21 protein-coding genes and 1 tRNA gene are annotated in these 23,742 nt (G+C 64.1%); 15 read left to right on the top strand and 7 right to left on the bottom strand.

All coding sequences use genetic code 11. The annotated features are described in order from the left end of the window. Positions 1 to 16: 16 nt before the first annotated feature. Positions 17 to 1,498, bottom strand: a complete 1,482-nt coding sequence (locus tag UNPF46_RS10180; RefSeq protein WP_142249922.1) for an amidase — start codon at positions 1,496 to 1,498, stop codon at positions 17 to 19. Between the two features lie 375 nt (positions 1,499 to 1,873). Between UNPF46_RS10180 and UNPF46_RS10175 the strand changes: the two genes are divergently transcribed. Genes UNPF46_RS10175 through UNPF46_RS10165 form a run of 3 tightly spaced genes read left to right on the top strand, consistent with a single transcriptional unit; the run spans position 1,874 to position 5,500 of the window. Further along, positions 1,874 to 3,091: a multidrug effflux MFS transporter gene (locus tag UNPF46_RS10175; RefSeq protein ID WP_142249921.1), complete on the top strand. Its 1,218-nt coding sequence runs from the start codon at positions 1,874 to 1,876 to the stop codon at positions 3,089 to 3,091. A gap of 15 nt (positions 3,092 to 3,106) precedes the next feature. Continuing rightward, a complete protein-coding gene (gene guaD / locus UNPF46_RS10170; protein WP_142249920.1) occupies positions 3,107 to 4,504 on the top strand; it encodes a guanine deaminase in 1,398 nt (465 codons plus the stop codon). Positions 4,505 to 4,519: 15 nt separating this feature from the next. After that, positions 4,520 to 5,500 (top strand): antibiotic biosynthesis monooxygenase, encoded by a 981-nt coding sequence (locus UNPF46_RS10165; RefSeq protein WP_142249919.1) that lies wholly within the window; start codon positions 4,520 to 4,522, stop codon positions 5,498 to 5,500. Between the two features lie 21 nt (positions 5,501 to 5,521). On the opposite strand, the gene UNPF46_RS10160 is transcribed toward UNPF46_RS10165, so the two are convergent. Further along, complete coding sequence (locus tag UNPF46_RS10160) at positions 5,522 to 5,869, bottom strand: MerR family transcriptional regulator (RefSeq protein WP_100180512.1); 348 nt, start codon at positions 5,867 to 5,869, stop codon at positions 5,522 to 5,524. Between the two features lie 84 nt (positions 5,870 to 5,953). On the opposite strand from UNPF46_RS10160, the gene UNPF46_RS10155 reads away from it, so the two are divergent. Continuing rightward, on the top strand, positions 5,954 to 6,964 hold the full coding sequence (locus UNPF46_RS10155; RefSeq protein ID WP_142249989.1) for a zinc-dependent alcohol dehydrogenase family protein: 1,011 nt from the start codon (positions 5,954 to 5,956) through the stop codon (positions 6,962 to 6,964). A 55-nt stretch (positions 6,965 to 7,019) separates the two neighbouring features. Further along, the gene (locus UNPF46_RS10150) at positions 7,020 to 7,925 is read left to right on the top strand and encodes a ribonuclease Z (protein ID WP_142249918.1); all 906 of its coding nucleotides are present in this window, start codon (positions 7,020 to 7,022) and stop codon (positions 7,923 to 7,925) included. A 16-nt stretch (positions 7,926 to 7,941) separates the two neighbouring features. Here the strand turns inward: UNPF46_RS10150 and UNPF46_RS10145 are convergent, their stop codons facing one another. After that, positions 7,942 to 8,772, bottom strand: a complete 831-nt coding sequence (locus UNPF46_RS10145; protein ID WP_142249917.1) for an IclR family transcriptional regulator — start codon at positions 8,770 to 8,772, stop codon at positions 7,942 to 7,944. Positions 8,773 to 8,896: 124 nt separating this feature from the next. Here UNPF46_RS10145 and UNPF46_RS10140 point away from each other — a divergent pair, with 124 nt between their 5' ends. The 7 genes from UNPF46_RS10140 to UNPF46_RS10110 all read left to right on the top strand — a co-directional run bounded on the left by UNPF46_RS10140 (position 8,897) and on the right by UNPF46_RS10110 (position 15,887). Then, positions 8,897 to 9,817 carry a dihydrodipicolinate synthase family protein gene (locus tag UNPF46_RS10140; RefSeq protein ID WP_174719235.1) on the top strand — a complete coding sequence of 307 codons (921 nt, stop codon included), beginning with the start codon at positions 8,897 to 8,899 and terminating at the stop codon, positions 9,815 to 9,817. 27 nt (positions 9,818 to 9,844) lie between these two features. Further along, the gene (locus tag UNPF46_RS10135) at positions 9,845 to 11,284 is read left to right on the top strand and encodes an FAD-binding oxidoreductase (protein WP_142249916.1); all 1,440 of its coding nucleotides are present in this window, start codon (positions 9,845 to 9,847) and stop codon (positions 11,282 to 11,284) included. Between the two features lie 2 nt (positions 11,285 to 11,286). Beyond that, on the top strand, positions 11,287 to 12,393 hold the full coding sequence (locus UNPF46_RS10130; protein WP_142249988.1) for a four-carbon acid sugar kinase family protein: 1,107 nt from the start codon (positions 11,287 to 11,289) through the stop codon (positions 12,391 to 12,393). After that, the gene (pdxA, locus tag UNPF46_RS10125; RefSeq protein WP_142249915.1) at positions 12,390 to 13,427 is read left to right on the top strand and encodes a 4-hydroxythreonine-4-phosphate dehydrogenase PdxA; all 1,038 of its coding nucleotides are present in this window, start codon (positions 12,390 to 12,392) and stop codon (positions 13,425 to 13,427) included. The genes UNPF46_RS10130 and pdxA overlap by 4 nt, the downstream gene beginning before the upstream one ends. Before the next feature lie 10 nt (positions 13,428 to 13,437). Continuing rightward, entirely contained in the window at positions 13,438 to 14,568 is a 1,131-nt protein-coding gene (locus UNPF46_RS10120) for an iron-containing alcohol dehydrogenase (RefSeq protein ID WP_246668626.1), read from the top strand. 57 nt (positions 14,569 to 14,625) lie between these two features. Continuing rightward, positions 14,626 to 15,597, top strand: coding sequence for a Bug family tripartite tricarboxylate transporter substrate binding protein (locus UNPF46_RS10115; RefSeq protein ID WP_142249913.1), 972 nt, complete (start codon positions 14,626 to 14,628; stop codon positions 15,595 to 15,597). A gap of 216 nt (positions 15,598 to 15,813) precedes the next feature. Continuing rightward, positions 15,814 to 15,887: transfer RNA gene (locus tag UNPF46_RS10110), tRNA-Gln, on the top strand. Between the two features lie 624 nt (positions 15,888 to 16,511). On the opposite strand, the gene UNPF46_RS10105 is transcribed toward UNPF46_RS10110, so the two are convergent. Then, positions 16,512 to 18,254: a caspase family protein gene (locus tag UNPF46_RS10105; protein ID WP_142249912.1), complete on the bottom strand. Its 1,743-nt coding sequence runs from the start codon at positions 18,252 to 18,254 to the stop codon at positions 16,512 to 16,514. A 2-nt stretch (positions 18,255 to 18,256) separates the two neighbouring features. Then, positions 18,257 to 18,577 (bottom strand): hypothetical protein, encoded by a 321-nt coding sequence (locus UNPF46_RS10100; RefSeq protein WP_142249911.1) that lies wholly within the window; start codon positions 18,575 to 18,577, stop codon positions 18,257 to 18,259. A 514-nt stretch (positions 18,578 to 19,091) separates the two neighbouring features. On the opposite strand from UNPF46_RS10100, the gene UNPF46_RS10095 reads away from it, so the two are divergent. Together UNPF46_RS10095 and UNPF46_RS10090 are read left to right on the top strand one after the other, a co-directional pair. Next, positions 19,092 to 19,454, top strand: coding sequence for a DUF1428 domain-containing protein (locus UNPF46_RS10095; protein ID WP_174719236.1), 363 nt, complete (start codon positions 19,092 to 19,094; stop codon positions 19,452 to 19,454). Positions 19,455 to 19,622: 168 nt separating this feature from the next. Further along, positions 19,623 to 20,105, top strand: a complete 483-nt coding sequence (locus tag UNPF46_RS10090; protein WP_142249910.1) for an SEL1-like repeat protein — start codon at positions 19,623 to 19,625, stop codon at positions 20,103 to 20,105. Here UNPF46_RS10090 and UNPF46_RS10085 read toward each other — a convergent pair. Continuing rightward, on the bottom strand, positions 20,100 to 20,756 hold the full coding sequence (locus UNPF46_RS10085; protein ID WP_174719237.1) for a TetR/AcrR family transcriptional regulator: 657 nt from the start codon (positions 20,754 to 20,756) through the stop codon (positions 20,100 to 20,102). The genes UNPF46_RS10090 and UNPF46_RS10085 overlap by 6 nt on opposite strands. Before the next feature lie 116 nt (positions 20,757 to 20,872). Between UNPF46_RS10085 and UNPF46_RS10080 the strand changes: the two genes are divergently transcribed. Continuing rightward, positions 20,873 to 23,161 carry an arylsulfatase gene (locus UNPF46_RS10080; protein ID WP_142249909.1) on the top strand — a complete coding sequence of 763 codons (2,289 nt, stop codon included), beginning with the start codon at positions 20,873 to 20,875 and terminating at the stop codon, positions 23,159 to 23,161. A gap of 11 nt (positions 23,162 to 23,172) precedes the next feature. Here the strand turns inward: UNPF46_RS10080 and UNPF46_RS10075 are convergent, their stop codons facing one another. After that, entirely contained in the window at positions 23,173 to 23,742 is a 570-nt protein-coding gene (locus UNPF46_RS10075; protein WP_174719238.1) for an invasion associated locus B family protein, read from the bottom strand.

Raw genomic sequence — 23,742 nt, 5'->3', positions numbered from 1 at the left:
GTCGCCGTCCTTTTTCTCACAGCGACGGCGGCGGGACGAAGCCGCCGAACTCGCGTTCGATCAACCCGGCCAGCGTCATAGTCGTGCGATCCTCCAGATAGGGGCCGATGATCTGGACGCCGATCGGCAGGCCTGTGGGTGTGCGCTCGATCGGAACGGCGGTCGCCGGCAGTCCGCAGGTCGAGGCGGGGTCGGCCCAGATGAAGCACGCATCGGAGTAATTGTAGAGCTTGCCGTCGATGTCGAGCTGCCGCGCCTCGAACGGCTCGGAATGGTCGTGCGGAAAGGCCGGCACGGTGGCGACGGGATAGATCACCGCGTCGAACTCGCGGAAGAACTGCTGCCAGCGTTGCTGCAGCTGCAGCCGGGCCGCGTCGGCTGCGAGCCATTCACGATGGAGCATGCCCCAGCCGCGGGCGCGTTCGGCCTGCAGGCTGCGGTCTTCGGACGAGAGAGCCGCGGCAAGGCCTTGCGCCTCGGCGAGCGCGGCGGGTGTCAGGCGCGGGCTTCGCGCGCCGTTGAGCAGCCTCATGTAGAGCCGCGCGGAGTCCGCAAGATCAGGCAGCGAGGCGCTGGCACGCGCGACATGGACGCCGGATCTGCCAAGCCGGTCGGCCAATCGTCCGATGGCAGAGCGCACGGCGTCACCTGTCGGCATCAGCGGATGCGTATCGATCACGAGGATCCTGAAGTCCTCGAGAGCGGCATGGCGAGGGGCGGGTAGTGCGAGCCGATAGCCGACCCCGTCGCGCAGATCGTCGGGGCCGGCGATGACGTCGAGCGACAGGGCCAGATCCGAGGCGGTGCGCGCCATCGGCCCAAGGACGGCGAGATCGCCCTGGCCGGGAACAGGCGGCGTCGGCGGCAGGCTGTATCCCCGCAGGGGCACCAGGCCGAGGCTCGGCTTGTGTCCGAACACGCCGCAGAAATGCGCGGGTACCCGGATCGAGCCGCCGATATCCGAGCCGATCGAGAGCGGGCCGAAGCCTGCGGCGAGCGCCGCGCCCGATCCGCCCGAGGAGCCGCCGGGCGACCGGTCGAGATCCCATGGATTCCTGGTCGTGCCATAGATCTCGTTGTAGCTCTGGAAATCCCTGAGGCCGATCGGGATATTGGTCTTGCCGATGATGATGGCGCCCGCCGCTTTCAGCCGCGAGACGACGAGCGCGTCTTCCGCTGGCCGAAAATCCCTGAAATGTGGAAAGCCCCAGGTCGTCGGCAGGCCGGCGACGTTGAACGGCTCTTTCATGGTGACGGGGATGCCAAGCAACGGCAGCCGCTCGCCGCGGCCGAGCGCAGCATCGGCGGCTCGCGCGGCGTCTCTGGCGCGATCGAAATCGCGAACGATGATGGCGTTGATCTTGCCATCCAGCGCCTCGATGCGTGCGATGGTACGTTCGAGCAACTCCGACGCCGACATCTTGCGCGCGTGCAGGGCGCCGAGAAGGGCGCTGATCGAGCCGTAGTCCAAGTCAGCAGCGTCCGCAGGTCTTTGCATGGGACCTCCATCTCGCGATCCGAGACAGTCGTGCCTTCCGATCGGTTAATGGATCCGGACGAAGGCAACTCGATATGGCGATCGTGCAATCGTGCCGCTGTTTTGCCCGACGTGTCAAACGTGGCATCAGGCTCGGCCGCACGCAGGGAAATTCTTCAATGATTTGTACTTTGCATGGGGTTGTTTTCGCATTTTTTGTTTGAGGGGTGGCAGCTTGAGCATCAGCGGCCGGAAACGGATCGATACGCTCGCCCCTAAGAGTTTCTACACACAGTTCTGGCACGTTCCGCGCGTCAATATCCGCAACTCGCATCGGCGCCTCTCATTGCGCGCACGAAAAGACGGGGCCCGCGGAAATCGAGGGGCGTAAAAGTCATGACTGCACTTGCTTCGGACGCCGGTCGCGCGAGGGGTGGGATCGTGCCGATCCTGTTGTGCGTCGTCCCGTTCAGTCAGATTCCGCTCGACGCCTACACGCCCGGCCTGCCGCAGATGGTGGTGGATCTCTCCACCGATGCGGCCTCGATGCAGAACACGGTCACCGCCTATATGCTCGGCATGAGTCTGGCGCTGGTGCCTGTTGGTATCGCCTCCGACACGCTCGGCCGCCGCAACGTCCTGCTCGCAGGTCTGTCCGTGCTGATCGCGATGAGCATCGCCTGTGCGCTCGCCACCAGCGCTTCGCTGCTGCTCGGCTTGCGCTTCCTGCAAGGCATCGGCGGCTGCACCTGCCTCGTCGTCGCCTATGCCGTTGCGGCCGACTGCTTTCGCGGTCGTGAGCTCACGGCGATCTCCGGACTGCTTGGAGCCGCCTGGGGGCTCGCGCCAGTGCTTGCGCCCGCGGCCGGCGGCTTCATCGTCGAGTTGACGTCCTGGCGCGGGGTCTTTGTCGTCATTGCCATCGCCGCGGCCATCATTGCCACGATCATCGTATTTCTCCTGCCCGAGACGCTGCCGGCCGAGCGCCGCGCGCCGTTCGATCCGCGCCGCACGGCCGGCATCTTGCGCGGGGCGCTGGTCCGCCCGGGCTTCCTCGCCTTCGTGCTGGTGTTTGCCGCGGCAGCAAGCGCACAGCTGGCGTTCGGCGTCGTCGCGCCGTTCTTCTACCAGACCGGTCTCGGTTATTCCGCGGCGATCTACGGCCTCGTCGCGCTCGGCCTTGGCGGCGTCAATCTCGCCGGCGAGCTTGGCTGCGCGCACTTCGCGCGCTTCATGCCGGCCCGCATGCTGGGCTTCGGCGCCTTCGCGCTGTTCCTCGCAGGCGCAGCGGTTCTGGCTGCAACCGGCATGATCTTCGGTCTCGATCTCGCGTCGATCACGATCGGCGGCGCGCTGGTGCTCGGCGGCTGCGGCGTGCTGTGCCCGATGATGTACGGCATGGCGCTCGGCCTGTTCGAGCGCGACCACGGCCTGATCGGCGGCCTCATCAGCGCGCTCTGCTATCTCGCGGTCAGCGGTGCCATGGCGATCGCGGCGGTGCTGCCCGAGGCCACGCAGGCGCCGATCGGATGGCTCTATCTCGGCCTCTGCGCCATCGCGGGCGCGCTGCTTGCGATCTCGCTGCCCTCGGCGCGGCACGCCACACAGACCTAGGGAAGGAATTGGATCATGACCACTGTTGGTATTCGCGGCACGTTCTTCGATTTCGTCGACGATCCCTGGAAGCATATCGGCAACGAGCAGGCGGCTGCGCGCTTCCACCAGGACGGCCTCATGGTCGTCACGGACGGCGTCATCAAGGCCTTCGGTCCGTATGAGAAGATCGCTGCTGCACATCCGGGCGTCGCCATCACCGAGATCAAGGACCGTATCATCGTCCCGGGCTTCATCGACGGCCATATCCACCTGCCGCAGACCCGCGTGTTGGGTGCCTATGGCGAGCAGCTCCTGCCGTGGCTGCAGAAATGGGTCTATCCGGAAGAGCTCAAATACCGGGATCGCAACTACGCGCGCGAGGGCGTGAAGCGTTTTCTCGACGCGTTGCTCGCCTCCGGCACCACCACCTGCCAGGCCTTCACCAGCTCGTCGCCGGTCTCGACCGAAGAGCTGTTCGAGGAAGCCGCCCACCGCAACATGCGCGTCATCGCAGGCCTCACCGGCATCGACCGCAACGCGCCGGCCGATTTCATCGATACGCCCGAGAATTTCTATCGTGACAGCAAGCGGCTGATCGCCGAGTACCACAACAAGGGACGCAACCTCTACGCCATCACGCCGCGCTTCGCTTTCGGCGCCTCGCCGGAGCTGCTGAAGGCGTGCCAGCGCCTCAAGCACGAGCATCCGGACTGCTGGGTCAACACCCACATCTCCGAAAACCCGGCCGAATGCAGCGGCGTGCTGGTCGAGCATCCGGACTGCCAGGACTATCTCGGCGTCTACGAGAAGTTCGACCTTGTGGGGCCGAAATTCTCCGGCGGTCACGGCGTCTATCTCTCGAACAACGAGTTCCGCCGCATGTCCAAGAAGGGCGCGGCGGTGGTGTTCTGCCCGTGCTCGAACCTGTTCCTCGGCAGCGGCCTGTTCCGCCTCGGCCGCGCCACCGATCCCGAGCATCGCGTCAAGATGTCGTTCGGCACCGACGTCGGCGGCGGCAACCGCTTCTCGATGATCTCCGTGCTCGACGACGCCTACAAGGTCGGCATGTGCAACAACACGCTGCTCGACGGCAGCATCGATCCCACCCGCAAGGATCTCGCCGAAGCCGAGCGCAACAAGCTCTCGCCCTATCGCGGCTTCTGGTCGATCACGCTCGGCGGCGCCGAAGGCCTCTATATCGACGACAAGCTCGGCAATTTCGATCCGGGCAAGGAGGCCGATTTCGTCGCGCTCGACCCGAACGGCGGGCAGATCGCGCAAGCGTGGCACCAGTCGCTGATCGCCGACGGCGCTGGTCCGCGCACGATGGACGAGGCCGCGAGCATGCTGTTCGCCGTCATGATGGTCGGCGACGACCGCTGCGTCGACGAGACCTGGGTGATGGGCAAGCGTCTCTACAAGAAGAGCTGAGCGGACGGGCGGCTCATGAGTGCATCGCTAGACACAGCCGGCCAGCCGGTCGCCCTCGTCATCCAGCGCCGCATCGCGGATGACGGCTTCGCCGCGTTCGCGCGCTGGAACGGCGAGGTCGGCGAGGTGCTGAAGGCATGGCCCGGATTCCTGGGGCAGGAGGTGGTGCCACCGCAGCCGCCGGCCCATGTCGATTGGGTGACGATCCTGCGCTTCGCCAGTCCGGCCGCGGCGCGCGCCTGGCTTCAGAGCGAGGTGCGGGCGCGGCTGATCGGCGAGGTGCAGCGCCATTTCGTCGGTTCGGAGGACGTCCATATCCTGCCCGACAGCGGCGTCCAGCGCGACAGCGCGGTCTCCGCCGTGATCTCCTTCAAGGTCCCCGAGGGGCTCGAGGATGCGTTCCTGAGATGGCAGCAGCGCATCCAGGCCGCGGAGGCCGAGTTCAAGGGATTTTTACGCCACAAGATCGAGCGGCCGATTGCGGGCCTGCACGACGAATGGATCATCATCCTGTCGTTCGACTCCGATGCCAACCTCAATGCGTGGCTTGACTCGCCCGTGCGGCAGGCGCTGCTCGAGGAAGGCGAGCGCTTCAACGCCGGTATGAATGTGAAGCGGGCGAGCTACGGATTCAATTTCTGGTTCCCGGCGGGCAAGACGCAGGCACCGGAACAAGGTCCGGAGTTCATCTGGAAGAGCAACCTCATCGTCCTTCTGGTGCTCTATCCCGTGGTCTATCTCTGGGGCACTTTCATCAGCAGGCCGCTGATCGACAGCCACGGCGTGCCCGTCTGGCTGTCGCTGTTCATCGGCAATCTCGTCAGCACCCAGCTGCTCGGCTGGTGGCTGGTGCCTGCCGCCTTCAAGGCGCTCGACTGGTGGGTCACGCCGAAGGTGATCAGTCGCCAGGTCGCAGGCTACGCACTCCTTGCGGTGCTCTATGCCGCCTCGATGGGCCTGTACGCGCTGCTGCTCGCGTGGCATTGGGGGCGGTGAGGCCAAGCAGGCGGTTGGCGCTCAGCTCACACTCGACAGGAAGCCTGCCAGAATCGTCCGGCTTTGGCTGAGCGTCTCGATGCGTTCATCGATGAGGCTGACCTGCTGCGCGAGGATTCTGCGCAGGTTGTTGCACGGCGTGAATTCCGGATCGTTGTTCCGCACGCACGGCAGCAATTGCTGGATCGTTTCGAGCGTCATCCCCGCCGCGCCAAGCATTTTGATCCGCCGAACGGTCTCTTCTTCCGCCGGGCCATAATCGCGATAGCCGGAGTCTGTCCGCTGCGGCGCAAGCAGTCCTTCGGCTTCGTAGTAACGCAGCATCCGGACACTGACTCCCGTCCTGCGGGAGAGCTCACCAATTTTCACTGAAGAATCCTCTTGACCCTGACAGTACTGTCAGACCTTACAGGTCGTGCTCGTCCATGTGAACACCATCGCGGAGGAGCAACGATGAAAGCTTACCATTTGAACGGCGATGCCGGTGCCGGTGGCCTTGTGCTGGCTGACGTCAGTAGGCCTGAACCCGCGGGCGGCGAGGTCCGTATCCGGGTCGAAGCGGCAAGCCTGAATTATCGCGACCTCATGATCCTCGACCGTGTTGGCCAAGGCGGGCTGAATGGTCGCGTGCCGTTGTCGGACGGCGCGGGCGTCGTCGACGCCATCGGTTCGGGCGTCACGCAATGGCAGCCCGGAGACCGCGTCGTCGCGTCATTCTTTCGCGATTGGGTCGCGGGGCCATTCAAAGCCAGCTATATTCCGTCTGCCCTCGGTGGCAACACCATGGACGGAATGCTCGCGGAGTATGTCGTGCTGCCGGCATCCGCGCTTGTCTCTGTGCCGGCGCACTTGTCCGCGGTCGAAGCGGCGACCTTGCCCTGTGCCGGCGTCACAGCCTGGCACGGCCTCATCGCACGCGGCGGGATGGGCAAAGGTGACACGCTGCTGGTCCAGGGAACAGGCGGTGTCGCGCTGTTCGGCCTTCAGTTCGCCGTGGCGCTGGGGGCGCGCGCGATCGTGATATCATCCTCGGATGAGAAGCTCGCCCGCGCCAAGGCGCTGGGCGGTTCGATCCTCATCAACTACCGCGACACGCCCGACTGGGATGCCGCGCTGATGAAGGCGACGGAAGGCGAAGGCGCAAGTCATATCCTCGAACTCGGCGGACCCGGCACCTATGACCGATCGCTTAGATCGATCGCTTCGGGCGGCAAGATCGTCCAGATCGGTGTCTTGACGGGGTTTGGCCCGAAGCCGGACCTCGCGCGTCTTCAGTGGGAGAACGCCGACATCGTCGGTGTCACCGTCGGATCTCGCGAGCATTTCACCGCCATGAATCGCTTCTTGACCGACAAGGCAATACACCCGATCGTCGATCGGGTGTACGGCTTCGACGAGGTCCCCCACGCGTTCGCCCATCTCCGGACCGGCTCCCACTTCGGCAAGGTCGTTGTGAAGCTGTAAGGGTCTCAGAGACGTCAGGGCGGAGGAGCGCTCCATCTCTGGACAAACGACGACCATGTTCGCCCTGACATTTCTCGGGACCTCGGCAAGCGTTCCTTCGGCAGAACGCAACCATCCAGCCCTCCTGGTGGAGGCCGCGGGCCAGCGCATGCTGGTCGATTGCGGCGAGGGCACGCAGCGCCAGCTGCTGCGAAGCGGCGCCGGCTTCCGGCGGCTCGACCGCATCCTGCTGACGCATGCGCATCTCGATCACGTTCTCGGCATCCCCGGCCTGTTTTCGACGCTGCGCTTGCGGCAGGGCGCCGAGGTGATGACCGTTCATGGCGGCCCGGCCACGCTCGAGACCGTCGTCCAGATGCTCGCAGGCTTGTGGGGTGCGGGCAGGGCGCCGCTTTCGGTGGAGTTCGTCGCCTTGGCCGCAGGACGCTTCATCGATGCCGGCGACTTCGTCGTCGATTGCTTCCCGGTCCGCCACCGCGACACCGATAGTTTTGGATTCGTGTTCCAAAGCCCCTCACGCCGTCACCTTCAACCGGATCGGCTCGCGGCGCTGGGCGTTCCCGACGGTCCCCTACGCGGCGAGTTGGCCGCGGGCCGAGCCATCGTGATCGAAGGCGATCGAACGATCGATCCGGAGGACGTGCTGGGGCCGCCGGGCGGCGGCAAGAAGCTCGTGGTGATCGGTGACCTTGAGACCACCGAGGGCCTGTCGAATTACGTCGCTGACGCCGATTTGCTGGTGATCGAGGCAACCTTCCTCGATCGCGACGCGCCGACCGCGCGGAATTACGGCCATCTCACTGCGGCTGAGGCCGCTTCCTTTGCCGCCGCGAACGGGGTCCGCCAGCTCGTGCTGACCCATATGTCCGGACGTTACGAGGACGCCGAGATCCTGGGGGAGGCGGCGAGGATATTTCCGAACACCCGGATCGCCGTCGACTTCGATCACATCGTGGTCTAGTCGCGCCGACCCGCGTTCAGCTCGTCAATCCCGACTTGATCGCGAGATCCTGCACCTGGCCCGTCACCTGCATCAGCCGTGGCAGCGCCTGGTCGCGGAAGGCGGCCATGTCCATGCGCACCGCATCGATGGTGAGGCTCAATCCTCCGATCGCCACGCCCTGCGCGTCGAAGATCGGTGTTGCCAGCGTGCGCAGGCCATAGGCGTTCTCTCCGTCGGAGACGGCGTAGCCCTTCTTCTTCACGAGGTCGAGCCGGGCGAGCAGGGCGTCGAGATCGGTCAGCGTCCGCTCCGACAGTTTTACGCGCGGGCGCGATTCCAGTCGCGCGATCTGCTCGTCCCGCGCCAGCTGCGCCAGCATGACGTGGCCGAGCGCGGCGCTGTAGGCGGGAATACGCGTCCCCGGCCTCCGGTCCATCTTGTGGCGGTCGAGGCCGGCGCCGACGCGCGCGAGATAGACCACGTCGCCGCCGTCGAGGATGCCGAGCGAGGCCGCATCGCCGACCTCGGGCACGAGGTCGCGCAGCAACGGCTCGACCATCGGCCGCAGCGATCCGCGCGTCAGCACGGTGTAGCCGAGGTCGAGACAGGCAACCCCGAGGCGGAACCGCCGGCTCTGCGGCACCGCCTGGAGATAGCCGAGCTCGACCAGGGTCTGGATCAGGCGGAACGCCGTTCCGCGATCGAGATCGGCCCGTGCGGCAATCTCGCTCAGGCTCAGCTCGAAGGCCTCGCTGCTGAAACTCTGGAGCACGGCAAAGGCCTTCCCGACGGAAGCAACGTAGTTCTTGGGATTCTTTGGCCCGGATTCAGGTTTACGCTTCGCGGCCTTTTGGACCTTGGCCATGCTCGAATGCCCCGCCATGACAGCCATCGCCCTTGACGCGGGGAGCGGCTGATTTTACGACAACGACAGCAAATAACAAATGTTCGCAATCCGAACAATATCGTTCTGGCGATCGGAGGAAGTTTTGTCGACATCATCACTCCACCCTCATGGCGTGTTCTCCGCCGCGCTGACGCCGCTCGATGCCGTGCTTGCCCCCGATCACGCGCGTTTCGTGGAGCATTGCCGCTATCTCCTGGACGAAGGCTGCGACGGCATCGCGATGCTGGGCACCACGGGGGAGGCCAACTCCTTTTCCGTCGCGGAGCGCACCGCTCTGCTCGAAGCTGTCGTGGCCGCAGGCATCTCGCCGCAGCGGCTTCTGCCGGGCACCGGTGTTGCCGCACTCACCGAGACCGTCGCGCTGACGCGCCACGCGCTCTCGTTCGGCGTCGAGACCGTGGTGATGCTGCCGCCGTTCTACTACAAGAACGTCACGGATGACGGCATCTTCGCCTCCTACAGCGAAGTGATGCAGCGTATCGGCGATGCGCGCCTGAAAGTCGTTCTCTATCACTATCCGCAAATGTCGGCGCAGCCGATCTCGCATGCCCTGATCGAACGATTGCGCAAGGCTTATCCGGCGACGTTCACCGGAATCAAGGATTCGTCCGGCGACTTCGCCAACATGACGGCGATGGTGGAGCGCTTCCCCGGGTTCGCCGTGCTCGGCGGCGCCGATCCGTTGATGCTGCCGCTGCTGCGCAAGGGCGGCGCTGGCTGCATCACCGCGACCTCCAACGTCGTCGCGCGCAGTCTGGCCTATGTCTTCAAGCATTTCGGCGACAGCGATGACGATCCGGTGCTGAAGGCGGCGCAGGCGCGCATCGTGCAGGCGCGCGAGCTGGTCTCGCAGTTCCCGCAGATGGCCTCGCTGAAGGCACTCACGGCCGATCGCACTGGGCATGCCGGATGGCAGCGTCTGCGGCCGCCGCTGGAGTCCTTGCAGCCGGACCAGCTGAAAGTGCTGCTCGCGAATGCCGCGGCGTTCGCCGCCTCCGCCTAGGCCGGGCCCGAAAGGCGAGGCGAACCGATGTCCGACTCTTTCCTGGATGCGCTGGCCGGGCTCGCCGCAATCGTCGGCGACAAGCACGTCATCGCGTCCGGGCCCGACCAGGAGCCCTACGTGGTGGACTGGCGCGGGCGCTATCACGGCCGCGCGGTCGCGGTGGTGAAGCCGGGCTCGACAGCCGAGGTCGCCGCCGTCGTGAAGTTCTGCGCCGCAAGGCGCCTCACGATCGTGCCGCAGGGTGGCAACACCGGCATGTGCGGGGCGGCGACGCCGGACGATCACGCGGGCAATGTGGTGATCCGGCTCGATCGGATGCGCGCTGTGCGCGACGTCAGCCCCCTCGCCAATACGATCACGGTGGAGGCCGGCTGTATCCTCGCGGAGGTACAGAACGCGGCCCGGGACGTCGATCGCTACTTTCCCTTGAGTCTGGGCGCCGAGGGCTCCTGTCAGATCGGCGGCAATATCTCGACCAATGCGGGCGGAACCGCGGTGTTGCGCTACGGTCCGACGCGCGACCTCGTGCTCGGTCTCGAGGTCGTGCTGCCCGACGGGCGCGTCTTCAACGCCCTGCGCGCGCTGCGCAAGGACAATACCGGCTACGCGCTCAAGCAGCTTTTCATCGGCGCGGAGGGCACGCTCGGCATCGTCACCGCGGCCGTGCTGAAACTGTTCGCGCCGCCCCGCAGTTCGGCCCTGGCGCTATTGAAATTGCAGGGCGTCGAGCAGGCGCTCGAGATCATGCAGCGCCTGCGCGGCGCGATCGGCGACCGGCTCGGCAGCCTCGAGATCATGTCGCGGTCGCAGATCGAGGCGATCGCCGCGACCGTGCCGCACGTCACCATTCCCTTCGAGCTGACGACGCCGTGGTATCTGATCGTCGAGCTTACCGATACGCTCGCAGGCGTCGACCTCAACGAGCCGCTGGCTGCCGTTCTCGCGGATGCGATGGAAGCAGGGCTGGCCGAGGACGCCATATTGGCCTCCAACCTGGCGCAGGCGAAGGCGATCTGGGCCGTCAGGCACAGCGTGTCCGAAGGCAACAAGCGCAGCGGCTATGTGGTGTCGCATGACAGCGTGGTGCCGCTGGAGCGTCAGGCGGCTTTCGTCAACAATGTCGAAGCCCGCATCAAGGCGGCTGTCCCTCATGCCAACGTCGTGATGCACGGTCATATTGGCGACGGCAACATCCACGTCGTGGCCCTGATCGATCGGGTACATTGCCAGGATCCGGAAGTGACGGCGAGGCTGGTGGCGCAAATCAATGAGATCGTCGATGACGAGACCGCGGCGCAGGGCGGGGCGATCAGTGCCGAGCACGGCATCGGCATCACCAATCGCGGCAGGCTCGCCCGCGTCGCCGATCCGCTCGACATCGACCTGATGCGCGATATCAAGCGATTGCTCGACCCGCACGGGCTGATGAACCCCGGCAAGATTTTCGGCGCGGGAGCTGCATGACGATGACGATCGTCCGGCTGCTTGCTGACGACCTCACCGGTGCGCTCGACACTGCGGCGGAGTTCGTCGGCCTGTGCGGACCTTTCGATGTCATCTGGTCGCAAGGGTCTGCGCCGCTGGATTCCGGGAGCCTGGCAATCGATAGCGGCACCCGTGAGCGCGCGAAGGACGAGAGCGTCAGGATCGTCGGACGCTTGGCGTCCCATCTTCTGGGCGCGACAATCGCCTACAAGAAGGTCGATAGCCTGTTGCGGGGGGCGTGGGCGGCAGAGCTCGGCGCCTGCCTGAAAGGCGGTCACTTTGCATCCTGCGTGGTCGCGCCCGCATTCGATTATCAGGGACGCCGCACCGCAGGCGGGCAGCAATTCGCACGCACGGTGCAGGGCGAGTGGCATCGGGTCGGCGACGATCTCCTGACCCAGTTGCAACGCGAGGGCCTCGAGGCGCGGCAGGGCGGCTCCGATACGCCATCGCGGGGCGGTGTTCAGGTCTTCGACGCCGAGAGTGACATCGACCTCGACCGCGTCGTCGAGATGGGACGGCGCATGCCGGGTCCCGTGCTGTGGTGCGGAAGCGGCGGACTGGCCGGTGCGCTGGCGCGCAGTCACCGTGCCGATGCGCCGGACCAATTGAAGCTGCCCGTGCTGGGGCTGTTCGGCTCCGATCAGCCCGCCACGGCGGCGCAACTGGCGACGTGCGGCGAGGCTGCGATGACACTTGCGGAGGGCGAGGGCGCGGACCGCGTTCGGCGCAAGCTGGTCGACGATCGCGTGGCGATGGTCAAGTTCTCGCTCGCCGAAGGCCTGACGCGCACTGAGGCGGCGCGGCGGATCGCGTACGAACTGACCGCGTTGATCGCGACGCTCGATCGACCCGGCACGTTGATCGTGGCCGGCGGCGAGACCTTGAAGGCGGCGTGTGTTGGTCTTGATGCCCATGCCCTCCAGGTGACGGGGCGTATCGTCCCGGGATTGCCGCGTTCGATCCTGCAAGGCGGGCGCTGGGCCGGCGTTGACGTCATCTCGAAATCAGGCGCATTCGGTTCCAGCGGGCTGTGGCGTGACCTGCTCCGGAACAATCATCTGCTCAGAATGGAGAGTCCGATATGACCTCTCGTCATCTTGCCATCACCATGGGCGATCCGGCCGGGATCGGGCCGGAGATCATCGTCAAGGCCTGCGTCGGGCTGAAGGAGCGGATCGCGAAGGGCGATCTGCGCCTGCTCGTGATCGGCAGCGGCGCAGCGCTGGAAGGCGCGAAGGCCGCGCTCGGCACCGACGTCGCCATCCCCCAGGTCATGGCCGACGATCGCGAATGGCCCAATCTCTGTTACCTCCAGGCCGACACCGAGGGGGATCCGATCAAGCCCGGCGTGCTCAGCGCCGATGGCGGCCGCTTTGCCTACAAGGCGATCGAGCAGGGCGTACGCCTGACGCAGGCCGGCCGGACCGCGGCGATCGTCACGGCGCCGCTCAACAAGGAAGCACTCAACAAGGCGGGCTATCATTTCCCTGGCCATACCGAGATGCTGGCGCATCTCACCGGGGTGCGTGGCTCGGTGATGCTTCTTGCCCATGGCAACATGCGTGTCAGCCATGTCTCGACCCATGTCGCCCTGGAGGACGTGCCGAAGCGTCTGACGCCGGAGCGTCTGCGCATGGTGATCGACCTCACCAACGATGCCTTGCTGCGGCTCGGCATCGCCAAGCCGAAGATCGCGATTGCCGCGCTCAATCCGCATGCCGGCGAGGGCGGTCTGTTCGGCCGGCAGGATATCGACGTGTCAGCGCCGACGATTGCGAAGGCGGTCGCCGATGGCCTCGACGTCGTCGGCCCGGTGCCCGGCGACACCATCTTTGTCAAGCTGCGCGCCGGCCAGTACGATGCCGCGGTCGCGATGTATCACGACCAGGGGCACATTCCCGTCAAGCTGCTCGGCTTCCAGGTCGATCCCGCGACCGGCCGCTGGCAGGAGCTGTCCGGCGTCAACATTACGCTGGGCCTGCCGATCATCCGCACCTCCGTCGATCACGGCACGGCCTTCGACATTGCCGGCAAGGGCATCGCCAACGAGCACAGCCTGATCGAGGCCATCGACTATGCCGAGCGGCTGGCCGCCGGCGTCTCCGCATCGAAGTCATGAGACTGAGCCTATGACCAACGCCTTCACGCCCATCGAAATCCAACGTCCCACCATCCTGGAGTTCGGCAACGGCACCATCACCGCCGCGGCGCGCTTTGCCGAGCGGATCGGCGCCAGGCGGCCGCTGGTGATCTCCGATCCCTTCAATGCTGCTCGCGTCGACACGCTGGCGCTGCCGGGGGCTGTAAAAGTGTTCGGCGATGTCAAGCCCGAGCCGGACCTGCCCAATCTGGAGAAGGCGGTGGCGATGGCGAAGGACGTTAAGCCCGATCTCGTTGTCGGGTTTGGCGGCGGCAGCGCAATGGATCTCGCCAAGCTCGTCGCGGTGATGTGCACGTCCGACGTGCCCTTTGCCGACATCGTCGGGCCCGAGAAGGTGGCCTGCCGCAGCGTGGCGCTGATGCAGATCCCGACGACGTCGGGCACCGGCAGCGAAGCCGGCACCCGCGCGCTCGTTACCGATCCCGTCAGCCAGAACAAGCAGGCGGTGCAGAGCCGCTTCATGCTGGCCGACATCGCCATCGTCGATCCGGATCTGACGATGACCGTGCCGAGGGAAGTCACCGCGGCGACCGGCGTCGATGCGCTGGCGCATTGCGTTGAGGCCTATACCAGCCGCAAGGCGCATCCGACCATCGACCTCTATGCGCTCGAGGGCGCACGGCTGGTCGGACGCTATCTCGCGCGCGCGGTGGCCGACGGCGACGACCGCGAGGCGCGCGCGGGCCTTTCGCTGGCCTCGCTCTATGGCGGCTATTGCCTGGGACCGGTGAACACGACCGCCGGCCACGCCGTGGCCTATCCGCTCGGCACGCGTCACCACGTGGCGCATGGACTGGCCTGCGCGGTGATTTTCCCGCACACGCTGGCCTTCAACATGCCGGCCGAGGAGGCGAAGACGATCGCGGTGCTGGGTGCGCTGGGCTTGCCGGAGCGCACCGATCCGAAGCTCGCATTCGACGCCACTTACGGGTTCTGCAAGAACCTCGGCATCGAGATGCGGCTGTCCGCGCTCGGCGTGCCCAGGAACGACCTCGGCGTGATGGCGGATGAGGCGCACGCCATTCGCCGCCTGCTCGACAACAATCCGCGCGATCTGAGCCGGGATGCGATCCTGAACATGTACGACGCCGCGTTCTGACGCTTCCGTCGCGCGCGGCCCCCAATCAACAACACGGTAAAGGTGGAGGAAACTTCGATGAGATCGATGTGGCTTGGTCTTGTGTCGGCAGTGCTGCTGGCGACGTCACCGGTGAAGGCGCAGGATGCTTATCCGTCCAAGCAGGTGACGGTGATCGTTCCCTTCGCCGCCGGCGGCACGGCTGACATCTTCGCGCGCATGGTCTCGAACCATCTGCAGACGAAGTTCGGCAAGCCGTTCGTGGTCGAGAATGTCGCCGGTGCCGGCTCGATCCTCGGCGTGACGCGGCTGGCGAAATCGGCGCCGGATGGCATCACGCTCGGCCTTGCGAGCACGTCCGCTCTTGCGATCAACCCGTCGCTCTACGGGCCGAAGCTCAGCTACCAGCCGGACAAGGATCTGGTGCCGGTCGCCCAGATCAGCGTCGTGCCCAACGTGCTCGTCGTCAATCCCAACAAGATCAAGGCGCGCACCGTGCCGGAGCTGATCGCCTATCTGAGGGCGAATCCGGACAAGGTCTCGTTCGGCTCGGCCGGCGTCGGCACATCCCAGCATCTTGCCGGCGAGCTGTTTCAGCAGATGACCGGCACCAAGATGGTGCACGTTCCCTACAAGGGCTCCAGCCAGATGCTGACGGACCTGCTCAGCGGCCAGATCGATCTGGCCTTCGACAACGTGCCGCTGCTGCTGCCGCAGGTGAAGACCGGCCAATTGGCGCTGCTGGCGACCGCAACGCCGAAGCGCGCCGACTTCGATCCGCAGGCGCCGGCCGTTGCCGAATTCCTGCCCGGGTTCGAGGCGGTGGCCTGGCACGGCTTCTTCGTGCCGTCTGGCACGCCGAAGCCGATCGTCGAAAAGCTGTCGGCCGAGATCCGCGCCTTCATGCAGCAGCCGGAGACGGTGCAGAAGCTGGCCGAGCTCGGTGCCGCCGCCGTCGCCGTGGATTCCGAGCCGTTCGCGGCCTATATCGCCGCCGAGACGGCGCGCTGGAAGAAGGTGATCGAGGCCGCGAACATCAAGCTGGACTAGGCGGCAAAGCCACGGCGAAGTTTGGCTGGTGAAGCGTGTGAATGGTCGGGTCCCGCTCCTCCTGTTGAGGAGAGACGCCCCATCCACCGCAGCGCTTGCCAGCCCGGGGGCGAGCGGGTAGAACCCTGCCACGCCTGAGCCGTGATTTGCGCCAAACGCGCTTCCGGCGACAGTCGAACAAATAATCAAGTCATTGAATTTGTTCGACTATTCCGTTGGGGAATGGTGTAACGGTAGCACAACAGACTCTGACTCTGTTTGTCTTGGTTCGAATCCAGGTTCCCCAGCCAGCTCGGATGTCCGGGCGAATTTAGCCCCGAATTTCCTCCGGCGCTGACAATCTCGGACGTCGTTTGAGAGAGTAGATCAAATGGTTGCCAGAGTGTGGCATTCAGCTCGCCATCCAGCAAAACCTAATTCGAGAGCTACGAAATTCAACATCTTACGTTTGTCTTTCGTGCTTGTTCTGAGAATAACCGCTGAGCATTTCGGGTTAAATCGAGCAGCCGCGCTCCCTCGTCTAGGTACGATTAGTCCGCTGCGCGATGCCAAGCGATCTCGCGTTCGCATTGATGCTGTTTCTCTCTTCAGCCTCGGGACAAGGCTCCGCTTCTTGAGACGTACGTGGCCCAACGGAAGGGGAAGCGCTCATTTCACTCTTTTCAATGGCTCACGCCGCCAATTGACCGGATCTTAGCTGTTCGAACATCATCCGAATTTCTGCTGGCCGCGCCAGGCAAATTGTTAGATTCGTGTGCAAGAATCCCACAGCCGCCAGGAAGGTACAGTGTCTTTGGAATGGCGGCCGCCGGTGATTTGGCGCTGCCTCGTTTGTTACAGGCGAGCTGTCGGCGGTCAATACGCGGCGCGTGCGCCTGATGAGTGCAGCCTAAGCCGTTAGCCCACGGATGATTTCATTGGGCCGTTGGCCGCACGTTCAAAGGAATTCCTGCGGTGTAACTTGAGAAACGTGAAATCGTCAACGATGCGACGGGTGTCATTACGACCAAAATCAGCGTCGATGCGAACAGCATGACGATAGCGGCGCTCGGGTTGACCGCAAATCGAAAGAAAAAGTAGGCGTCGTAACGACGATTTGTCGTCGTCCTTCTGTGGCCCAGTACGCCAATAACCACCCAGAAGACACATTCGACAAACGCGACGATCACGGTGCCAAGCATGAACTTGGCCAAGAACAACCGCTCCGAGGAGAGATGGGCGTTGGATAAATTATCAAACCAAAGAGACAATATAACGGACCATCCATTCAAGAAACTCAGAGGTAGGATCGCATAGGCCGCTAGGGCAATCGAAACAAGCAGCAGAGCCATGAAGCCAATATTTTGCTTCCATACGAGGTTTTCAACGTCAATGCGGCTGTCTCCGTCATAGAGCCTGCTAAAGAAGAAACCTCCCAATCGGCTGCCGCGGTCAGTATCATTGTTGCTAAGCTTGGTCCTCGGCCGCGACGGTTCCACGGGGCGCTTTGTCGAGGAGTCAGGCTTAGTAGCAATCATTGTGCTTAGAGTCGAACTCACACCTTCGCCGAATAAGCGAGTTTCGGATTTGAGTGCCTCCGCGAATTGCCGTGCTACGGCGATTCGGACGCTGTCAGCCATAGAGGCGGTCAGTTCGCCACGAAAAGCTTCTAGGTTTGCGGAATTGTTTTGTGAGATGGTTAGGAGTTCACGCTCTTTTTCCGATCGCAGGGTTGCAATCTTCTGGTTCATCGATGAGAGGATTGCCTCCTCGATTTCGGGGCGAATCGACTCACGCACTGTGTCGACAAAATCGGCGAGCTCATTTTCCAATGTGAGCTTCACGGCGCGAAGAAGATCTTCGTCAACCGCATAAGATGCGATCGGGAAGATCGGCTCCGTTTTGCCAACGAGCGGTTGGTCGGGAAAGTGCAAGTGAGGGCGTGGGATCGTCGCCAAATCGGCGAACTTACGTTTAATCTCACTCCAAGCAAGGATATCCAAGGACTCAATGCTGATGGATCGTGATGTCCCATCGCCGCTGTTCAGCGCGTGAATCACGCCGTGCGAGAACAATGTATACTTGCTGCCTTTGGGGGCCAAAGCCAGCGTGTCGCCTTTAACGGCGCAATAGATGGCGGTCCATGGGTCAGGAGATTCATTTATCTCTGAAAGCGCCATCGATTCCTGGTCACTCAGTGTGATCGCATCCGCAGCCGCCTTAGCGGCGAAGCAAGCGTCAATGAACATGACACGCTTCTTCTTAGGCGCACCAGTTCTAAGCCGATTGAGCAACTCCTTGGTTATTATCCCGTCTGAAAGCGAGAACTCTGGGCTCGTGCTTTTGATCGCTAGACAATAAGCGTTGTTGGTTTTTGCGATGTAGCCATGGCCGACATAATAGACGAGCAAGACCAGATTCTCGTCTTCGGCTAGCTCCTCGCTGACTTGTTTTAAAAAATCTGAGATTGCGTTGAGTTGAGCGCCAGGGCTTTCTTCCGAGCCGAACAACGAGAGTAGTTCGTAGTCTTCTTCCAGCTGGAGGACGGTCTGTAAGTAATTGCGAATGCCGCGCGCGGAAGCACGAAGGGAGGACGGTGATGGAAGACGGCATTCTGAAAAGTCGGGCGAACCAAGGAGGATCGCCCGATACTGAACCGGTTTACTTTCTGTGGTCATCGCTACAGGATCGAGCCGATTTTGGCGGCGATCTTATCATAGTCGCCTGAATCGACCTGATGGATGGTGATCTCGCCTTTTGTGCCCTTCACATGGACCGAGCTTCCAAACCGCGTCGCCAAAAACTTACCGATGCCGCGCGCAATCGGAAGTAGCAGCGGTATTGCGATGTAGAGCAGGGTCCCTGCGTCAAGCGTGTCATCGCGCGTCTTTTGACGAGTTGGGTCCTTAACACCTTCGGAGCGCAGCGTGTCGCTGAGCTCTCCGATTTCGGTGTTCGCCTCAGCATCCGAGATATTTGGCAGAGATAAGGTCACGGACATCGGTGGTCTCCTCGGCTCCGGCAACCTCATCTCACATTATCAACGCCAGGTTGTCACCTACTTTTCTTGAGAAATATGTTTGGTTGTATCAAGCGCTTAGTTCTTGGCTGCGTGAAATGAGCAAAGAAAAATGCGCAATTGCTTCGGCTGACCTGGGCCTCCCGCAACGCGAGCCAAGGCGTCTATAACTCAACTCGGATATTTCTCCATCCTGGGACGCAGGCGAGACCTGCGGCAAGCATCGGAAGGCGCTCGCTTCTAAGCTGTTCGAATATCGAACGGATTTCTGCCGCCGGGGCCAAGCAAAGAGTTCTAAAAGTGTCCGGGTTCCCCAGCCAGTTCCGGGCACTTCTGCCGGCGCCCAGCTCTCCCCCATAAGCTGCCCGACAGGGACATTCGGCCGTTTGGCCGCGCCGCCGTTCGCGACGGTTTGCCTCATCCTGAAATCGCATCCCGCCGTCGGATCGCCGCGCTCCTCATCGTCCTTGGGTCACACAACCTGAGGAGATCCGTGATGCCCTATGTCGATGGTTTCGTTCTGGCCGTGCCGAAGGACAAGGTCGAGGCCTACAAGACGCTGGCGACGACCGCCTGCGCGCTCTGGATGGAGCACGGCGCGCTCGATTATGTCGAGTGCATCGCCGACGATGTTCCCTATGGCGAGCTGACCTCGTTTCCGCGCGCGGTGATGGCTGGGGAGGACGAGGTCGTGGTGTTCTCCTGGATCGTCTACCCCGACCGGGCGACCCGCGATGCCGTCAACAAGAAGGTGATGGCAGACCCGCGGCTGAAGATGGAGGGCGTGCCGTTCGACGGCAAGCGCATGATCTATGGCGGCTTCACGACGCTGCTGCGGGCGAGCGACGTCGTCGGCTGACGGAGACTGACGGCAACAAGCGAGGTGGCCCGCACCCGGATGGAACGCGCGTGAGATCCGGGTACATCTCTCGATGCCGGCCGACCGGCTTCCCGCTCGAAGCGGCCATGACAGATATCGGATCGTGGTGCTACGCTCGTACAACTTCACGCGCGGGAGACGAGAGTCGTGTTCTCAGATGCGCTCGGCTTCGATGTCGGGGTCGCCAGACTTTTGAGACAGGATGACGACGGCGAAGCCGTTGCCTATCTGGAGCAGTTCATCGCGAAAGGCTCTGTCATGGCCATGATCGAGATAGCCGAATATCTGGATGACAAGGGAGATCAGGCGGCGAGTGTGGCCTTGATGGACCGAGCCGAGGCATCGATCGCCGACCACGATTTGGAATCGCTGCTTCATCTTGCGGGAGCTCTCCGAAGAGGGCTCGGGGCCGGGACGGCAAAGGAGCGGTACTTCAGGGCCTTCGATCTGAAACAGCGGGTCGCCGAAGCCGGCCATTTGGCGACCATCCGAGAGATGATCGTGAATCATTCTCACGGCCTCAACGGCGCCTCGAAAGATACTGAACGCGCCATCTTCTGGGTCAGAAAAGCCGCTGCGCTCGGAGACACAAAAGCGAAGCAGATCCTTCGCGAGGAAGGTCTGTCATAGTTCGGCCTGGAGCAGCAGCAACAGGCAGCTCGCAAGGCGCGTCTCCATCTCTTTCGACGACAGCTGTAGCGGACCGGGATCGTTGAGGATCGCGTTCACCAGCGTGCCCAGCACGATCTGGAAGCCGAAGGCGATGGCGCGGCTCTTGGCGGCCTTGCGGCCCTTGCCCATGGCCGGCAGCAGGAGCGGGGTGGCGCGCGCGGTGGTCGCCTGCGCAAGTGCCTTGAACGGCGTCCATTTGTCCGGGCGGGTGTCGTCGTGCTGGAGCGCGGCGCGCAGCACGCCCTCGTGGCTGCGCATCCAGGCGATGATGCCGCCGACGATGATGGGGCAGAGCTGGTCGAGGCTTGCATCCGGCGACGGTCGCCTGATCTCGTCCAGCCGCTGCTCGCCGTCACGCGCGGCCAGCGCCATCAGCGCGTTGAAATAGGTCTCCTTGCTCTCGAAGCGGCTGTAGAAGGCGCCGACGGTGGCCCCGACTTCGGTGCAGAGCGCCTCGATCGAAAGCTCCACCAGGCTGCGCGTTCGCAGCATCGCGGCGCCGGCGCGCAGCAACGCCAGCGTCGTTTCCCGACTGCGCTTCTGACGGGACGGGGCGACGCCCGGCAGGTCGAAATCGCGAAGCTCCGGCTGGTCTGAACGTGGGCGCATCCGTGCTTGCATCCGCCAAAAATCATAATCATAATTCTGATTATAATTTAGAGCCGGATGCGCCACGGGTCAACGCGGGCGCCGAGACGAACATTGGGTCCGGCAGGGAGGATCAGATGAGTGCAGGCAGCGCCACGCCGTTCGGCGGCAGCATCGGCAAGACGGTTGCGCAGTCAAAACCGTGGTGGCCGGAGGCGCCGAAGCCGCCCGCGGGCGCGCCGAACGTCCTCATCGTGCTGTTCGACGATGTCGGCTTCTCCGATTTCGGTTGTTACGGCTCGGCGATCAGGACGCCGACCATCGACAGGCTCGCCGCCGAGGGCCTGCGCTATTCCGGTTTCCACACCACCGCGATGTGCTCGACGACGCGCGCCGCGCTGCTCACGGGGCGTAACCACCATTCGGTCGGGGTCGGGTGCCTCGCCAATTTCGATTCCGGCTATCCCGGCTATCGCGGCAAGATCGCGCGCGAGGCGGGGACGCTGGCCGAGATGCTGCGGGTGCACGGCTATCGCAACTACATGGTCGGCAAATGGCACGTCACGCCGCTGACCGAGAGCGGCGCTACCGGGCCGTTCGACGGCTGGCCGCTCGGGCGCGGCTTCGATCGCTTCTATGGCTTCCTCGACGCCGAGACCGACCAGTACGCGCCGGAGCTCGTCTCGGACAACACGCATATCGATCCCCCGGGGACCTATGCCGACGGCTATCATCTCACCGAAGATCTGATCGACCAGTCGATCCGCTTCATCGGCGATCACCTCGCGGATCGGCCTGATGTGCCCTGGCTGACCTGGGTCGCGCTCGGTGCCTGCCACGCGCCGCATCAGGCGCCGGCCGAGATCATCAGGAGCTATGACGCCGCCTTCGCGCATGGCTGGGACGTCGAGCGGGAGCAGCGTCTGTCGCGCCAGAAGGCGATGGGGCTGGTGCCGCAGGATACGCGGATGCCCGCACGCAATGACGGCGTAAAAGCCTGGGAGGAGCATTCGGCCGACGAGCGTCGCGTCTTCACGCGCCTGCAGGCAGCCTTCGCCGGCATGCTCGACCATTCCGACCGCCATCTGGCGCGTCTCGTCGCATTCCTGGAGACGGCCGGCATCCGCGACAACACCGTCATCATCGTGATGTCCGACAACGGCGCGAGCCAGGAGGGCGGGCCGCTCGGTTTCGTCAACGCCATGGGGCCGTTCAACTTCAAGCCGGAGCCGATCGCGGAGAAGCTCGCCCGCATCGACGACATCGGCGGCCCCGACACTCACAGCAATTTTCCGCATGGCTGGGCGATGGCGTCCAACACGCCGCTGCGTCGCTACAAGCAGAACACCCATGGCGGCGGCATCCGCGATCCCTTCGTCATCAACTGGCCGAGACGCATCGCGGCCAATGGCGAGCTGCGGCACCAGTTCGTGCATGCCTGCGATCTCACGCCGACGCTGCTCGAACTGATCGGCATCGAGCCTCCCGGCACGATTGCAGGCTGTGCGCAGATGCCGCTCGAAGGCGAGAGCTTTGCGCGTTCGATCACGGATGCATCGGCGCCGTCAAAAGGCTCGCCGCAATATTTCGAGATGTTCGGCCATCGCGGTCTCTGGCACGCCGGGTGGAAGGCGGTCGCCTTTCATCCGTCGGGCACGCCGTTCGAGAACGACAAATGGGAGCTGTTCCATCTCGACGCCGATTTCTCCGAGACCTGCGACTTGGCGGCAGCCGAGCCGGAGCGCCTCGGACGGATGATCGCGACCTGGTGGGAGGAGGCCGAGAAGCACAACGTGCTGCCGCTCGACGACCGCTTCGGGCCGCGCTTTGCCGAGAACGCCGCACGCTTCCACGGTGCGCGACATCGCTTCGTCTTCCACGCCGGCATGGGCCACGTCCCGACCGACGTCGCGCCCGACGTGCGCAGCCGCAGCTACACCATCGAGGCGCATGTCGAGATGGCCGAAGAGGGCGCAGACGGCGTTCTGATCTCGCACGGCGATGCGACGTCGGGTTACAGCCTCTATGTCAAGGACGGTCATCTCGTGCACGACCTCAACATCGGCGGCAGCCACCAGGTCGTACGCTCGGATCGCAAGGTGCCGTCAGGCGCGCGGCGGCTCGGCGTGCATGTCGAACGTCTCGTGCGCAAGGAGCCGCCGGCCAAGGGCGCGCGCACCGGCGTCAGCGAATACACGCTGCTGATCGACGGCGAGCCGGCGGGTTCGCTGCAGACCCAGCTCGGATTCCACACGCTGATCTCGTGGTCCGGCCTCGACATCGGCCGTGACCGCGGCAGTCCGGTGTCACATTACGAGGCGCCGTTCGAGTTCGAGGGCCGGCTCCTGCGCGTCACGGTCACCATGCATGGTGACCAGAAGCTCGACGGCGAAGCCGTCGGCAACGCGCAGATGGCGCGGCAGTAACGCGAGGCCGGCTACTTGATCTTGTCGTAGGCAGCCGCGAAATCGCCGAGGGGCATCGGGATCGCGATCGTCTCCTTGGCCATGTTCTGGAAGGAGACCTTCAGCTGCTTGCCCGACCGCAAGGCACCGAGCAGGTCCGCCGCGATCGGTGTCGAGGCGTAGCAGCCGCGGTTCTCGCAGGTCTGGATCTGGAGGTCGACCGTCTTGCCCTCGTCGACCTGAAGCTTGGCGCCGACGGGAAGGTTGAGGCCGAGCGGCAATTGCAGGAGCGCGATCGGCGTGCGGGTGTCGGGCGCAATGCGGATGTTGATCAGGACGACGGTCTGACCGGTCTTGGTCAGCACCGCATTTTGCTCCATCGCGCATTCGAGCGGAGCATCGCGGCTCACGCTGGTGCAGCGCACGACCCAGCCGGGCTGGTGCGCCTGCGAGCCGTCAGCCTGTGGCTGCGTCGGGGCCGGTGCGGGTTGTGCCGCCGGGGCAGGGGCGGCGTTCTTCTTGGCGCCCTGCTGGGCATGCGCGGCGCCCAGGGGGAGCAGGACGGCAGCGGCGAGGGCGACAAGTCTGGATTGCATGAGCAT

Source organism: Bradyrhizobium sp. UNPF46, assembly GCF_006658625.1.
GTDB classification, from domain to species: domain Bacteria; phylum Pseudomonadota; class Alphaproteobacteria; order Rhizobiales; family Xanthobacteraceae; genus Bradyrhizobium; species Bradyrhizobium nitroreducens.
Note: the sequence above shows the minus strand (reverse complement) of the source record. Positions and strands in the feature narration are given on the sequence as shown.

What these genes read in the sequence shown, in the direction of transcription:
- UNPF46_RS10085 (WP_174719237.1), bottom strand. Translation starts at nt 20,756, where the DNA reads ATGCGCCCACGTTCAGACCAGCCGGAGCTTCGCGATTTCGACCTGCCG.
- UNPF46_RS10135 (WP_142249916.1), top strand. Translation starts at nt 9,845, where the DNA reads ATGTCCGACTCTTTCCTGGATGCGCTGGCCGGGCTCGCCGCAATCGTC.
- UNPF46_RS10115 (WP_142249913.1), top strand. Translation starts at nt 14,626, where the DNA reads ATGAGATCGATGTGGCTTGGTCTTGTGTCGGCAGTGCTGCTGGCGACG.
- UNPF46_RS10155 (WP_142249989.1), top strand. Translation starts at nt 5,954, where the DNA reads ATGAAAGCTTACCATTTGAACGGCGATGCCGGTGCCGGTGGCCTTGTG.
- UNPF46_RS10175 (WP_142249921.1), top strand. Translation starts at nt 1,874, where the DNA reads ATGACTGCACTTGCTTCGGACGCCGGTCGCGCGAGGGGTGGGATCGTG.
- UNPF46_RS10145 (WP_142249917.1), bottom strand. Translation starts at nt 8,772, where the DNA reads ATGGCCAAGGTCCAAAAGGCCGCGAAGCGTAAACCTGAATCCGGGCCA.
- UNPF46_RS10075 (WP_174719238.1), bottom strand. Translation starts at nt 23,742, where the DNA reads ATGCTCATGCAATCCAGACTTGTCGCCCTCGCCGCTGCCGTCCTGCTC.
- UNPF46_RS10150 (WP_142249918.1), top strand. Translation starts at nt 7,020, where the DNA reads ATGTTCGCCCTGACATTTCTCGGGACCTCGGCAAGCGTTCCTTCGGCA.
- UNPF46_RS10105 (WP_142249912.1), bottom strand. Translation starts at nt 18,254, where the DNA reads ATGACCACAGAAAGTAAACCGGTTCAGTATCGGGCGATCCTCCTTGGT.
- UNPF46_RS10130 (WP_142249988.1), top strand. Translation starts at nt 11,287, where the DNA reads ATGACGATCGTCCGGCTGCTTGCTGACGACCTCACCGGTGCGCTCGAC.
- UNPF46_RS10180 (WP_142249922.1), bottom strand. Translation starts at nt 1,498, where the DNA reads ATGCAAAGACCTGCGGACGCTGCTGACTTGGACTACGGCTCGATCAGC.
- UNPF46_RS10080 (WP_142249909.1), top strand. Translation starts at nt 20,873, where the DNA reads ATGAGTGCAGGCAGCGCCACGCCGTTCGGCGGCAGCATCGGCAAGACG.
- UNPF46_RS10095 (WP_174719236.1), top strand. Translation starts at nt 19,092, where the DNA reads ATGCCCTATGTCGATGGTTTCGTTCTGGCCGTGCCGAAGGACAAGGTC.
- UNPF46_RS10100 (WP_142249911.1), bottom strand. Translation starts at nt 18,577, where the DNA reads ATGTCCGTGACCTTATCTCTGCCAAATATCTCGGATGCTGAGGCGAAC.
- pdxA (WP_142249915.1), top strand. Translation starts at nt 12,390, where the DNA reads ATGACCTCTCGTCATCTTGCCATCACCATGGGCGATCCGGCCGGGATC.
- UNPF46_RS10120 (WP_246668626.1), top strand. Translation starts at nt 13,438, where the DNA reads ATGACCAACGCCTTCACGCCCATCGAAATCCAACGTCCCACCATCCTG.
- UNPF46_RS10165 (WP_142249919.1), top strand. Translation starts at nt 4,520, where the DNA reads ATGAGTGCATCGCTAGACACAGCCGGCCAGCCGGTCGCCCTCGTCATC.
- guaD (WP_142249920.1), top strand. Translation starts at nt 3,107, where the DNA reads ATGACCACTGTTGGTATTCGCGGCACGTTCTTCGATTTCGTCGACGAT.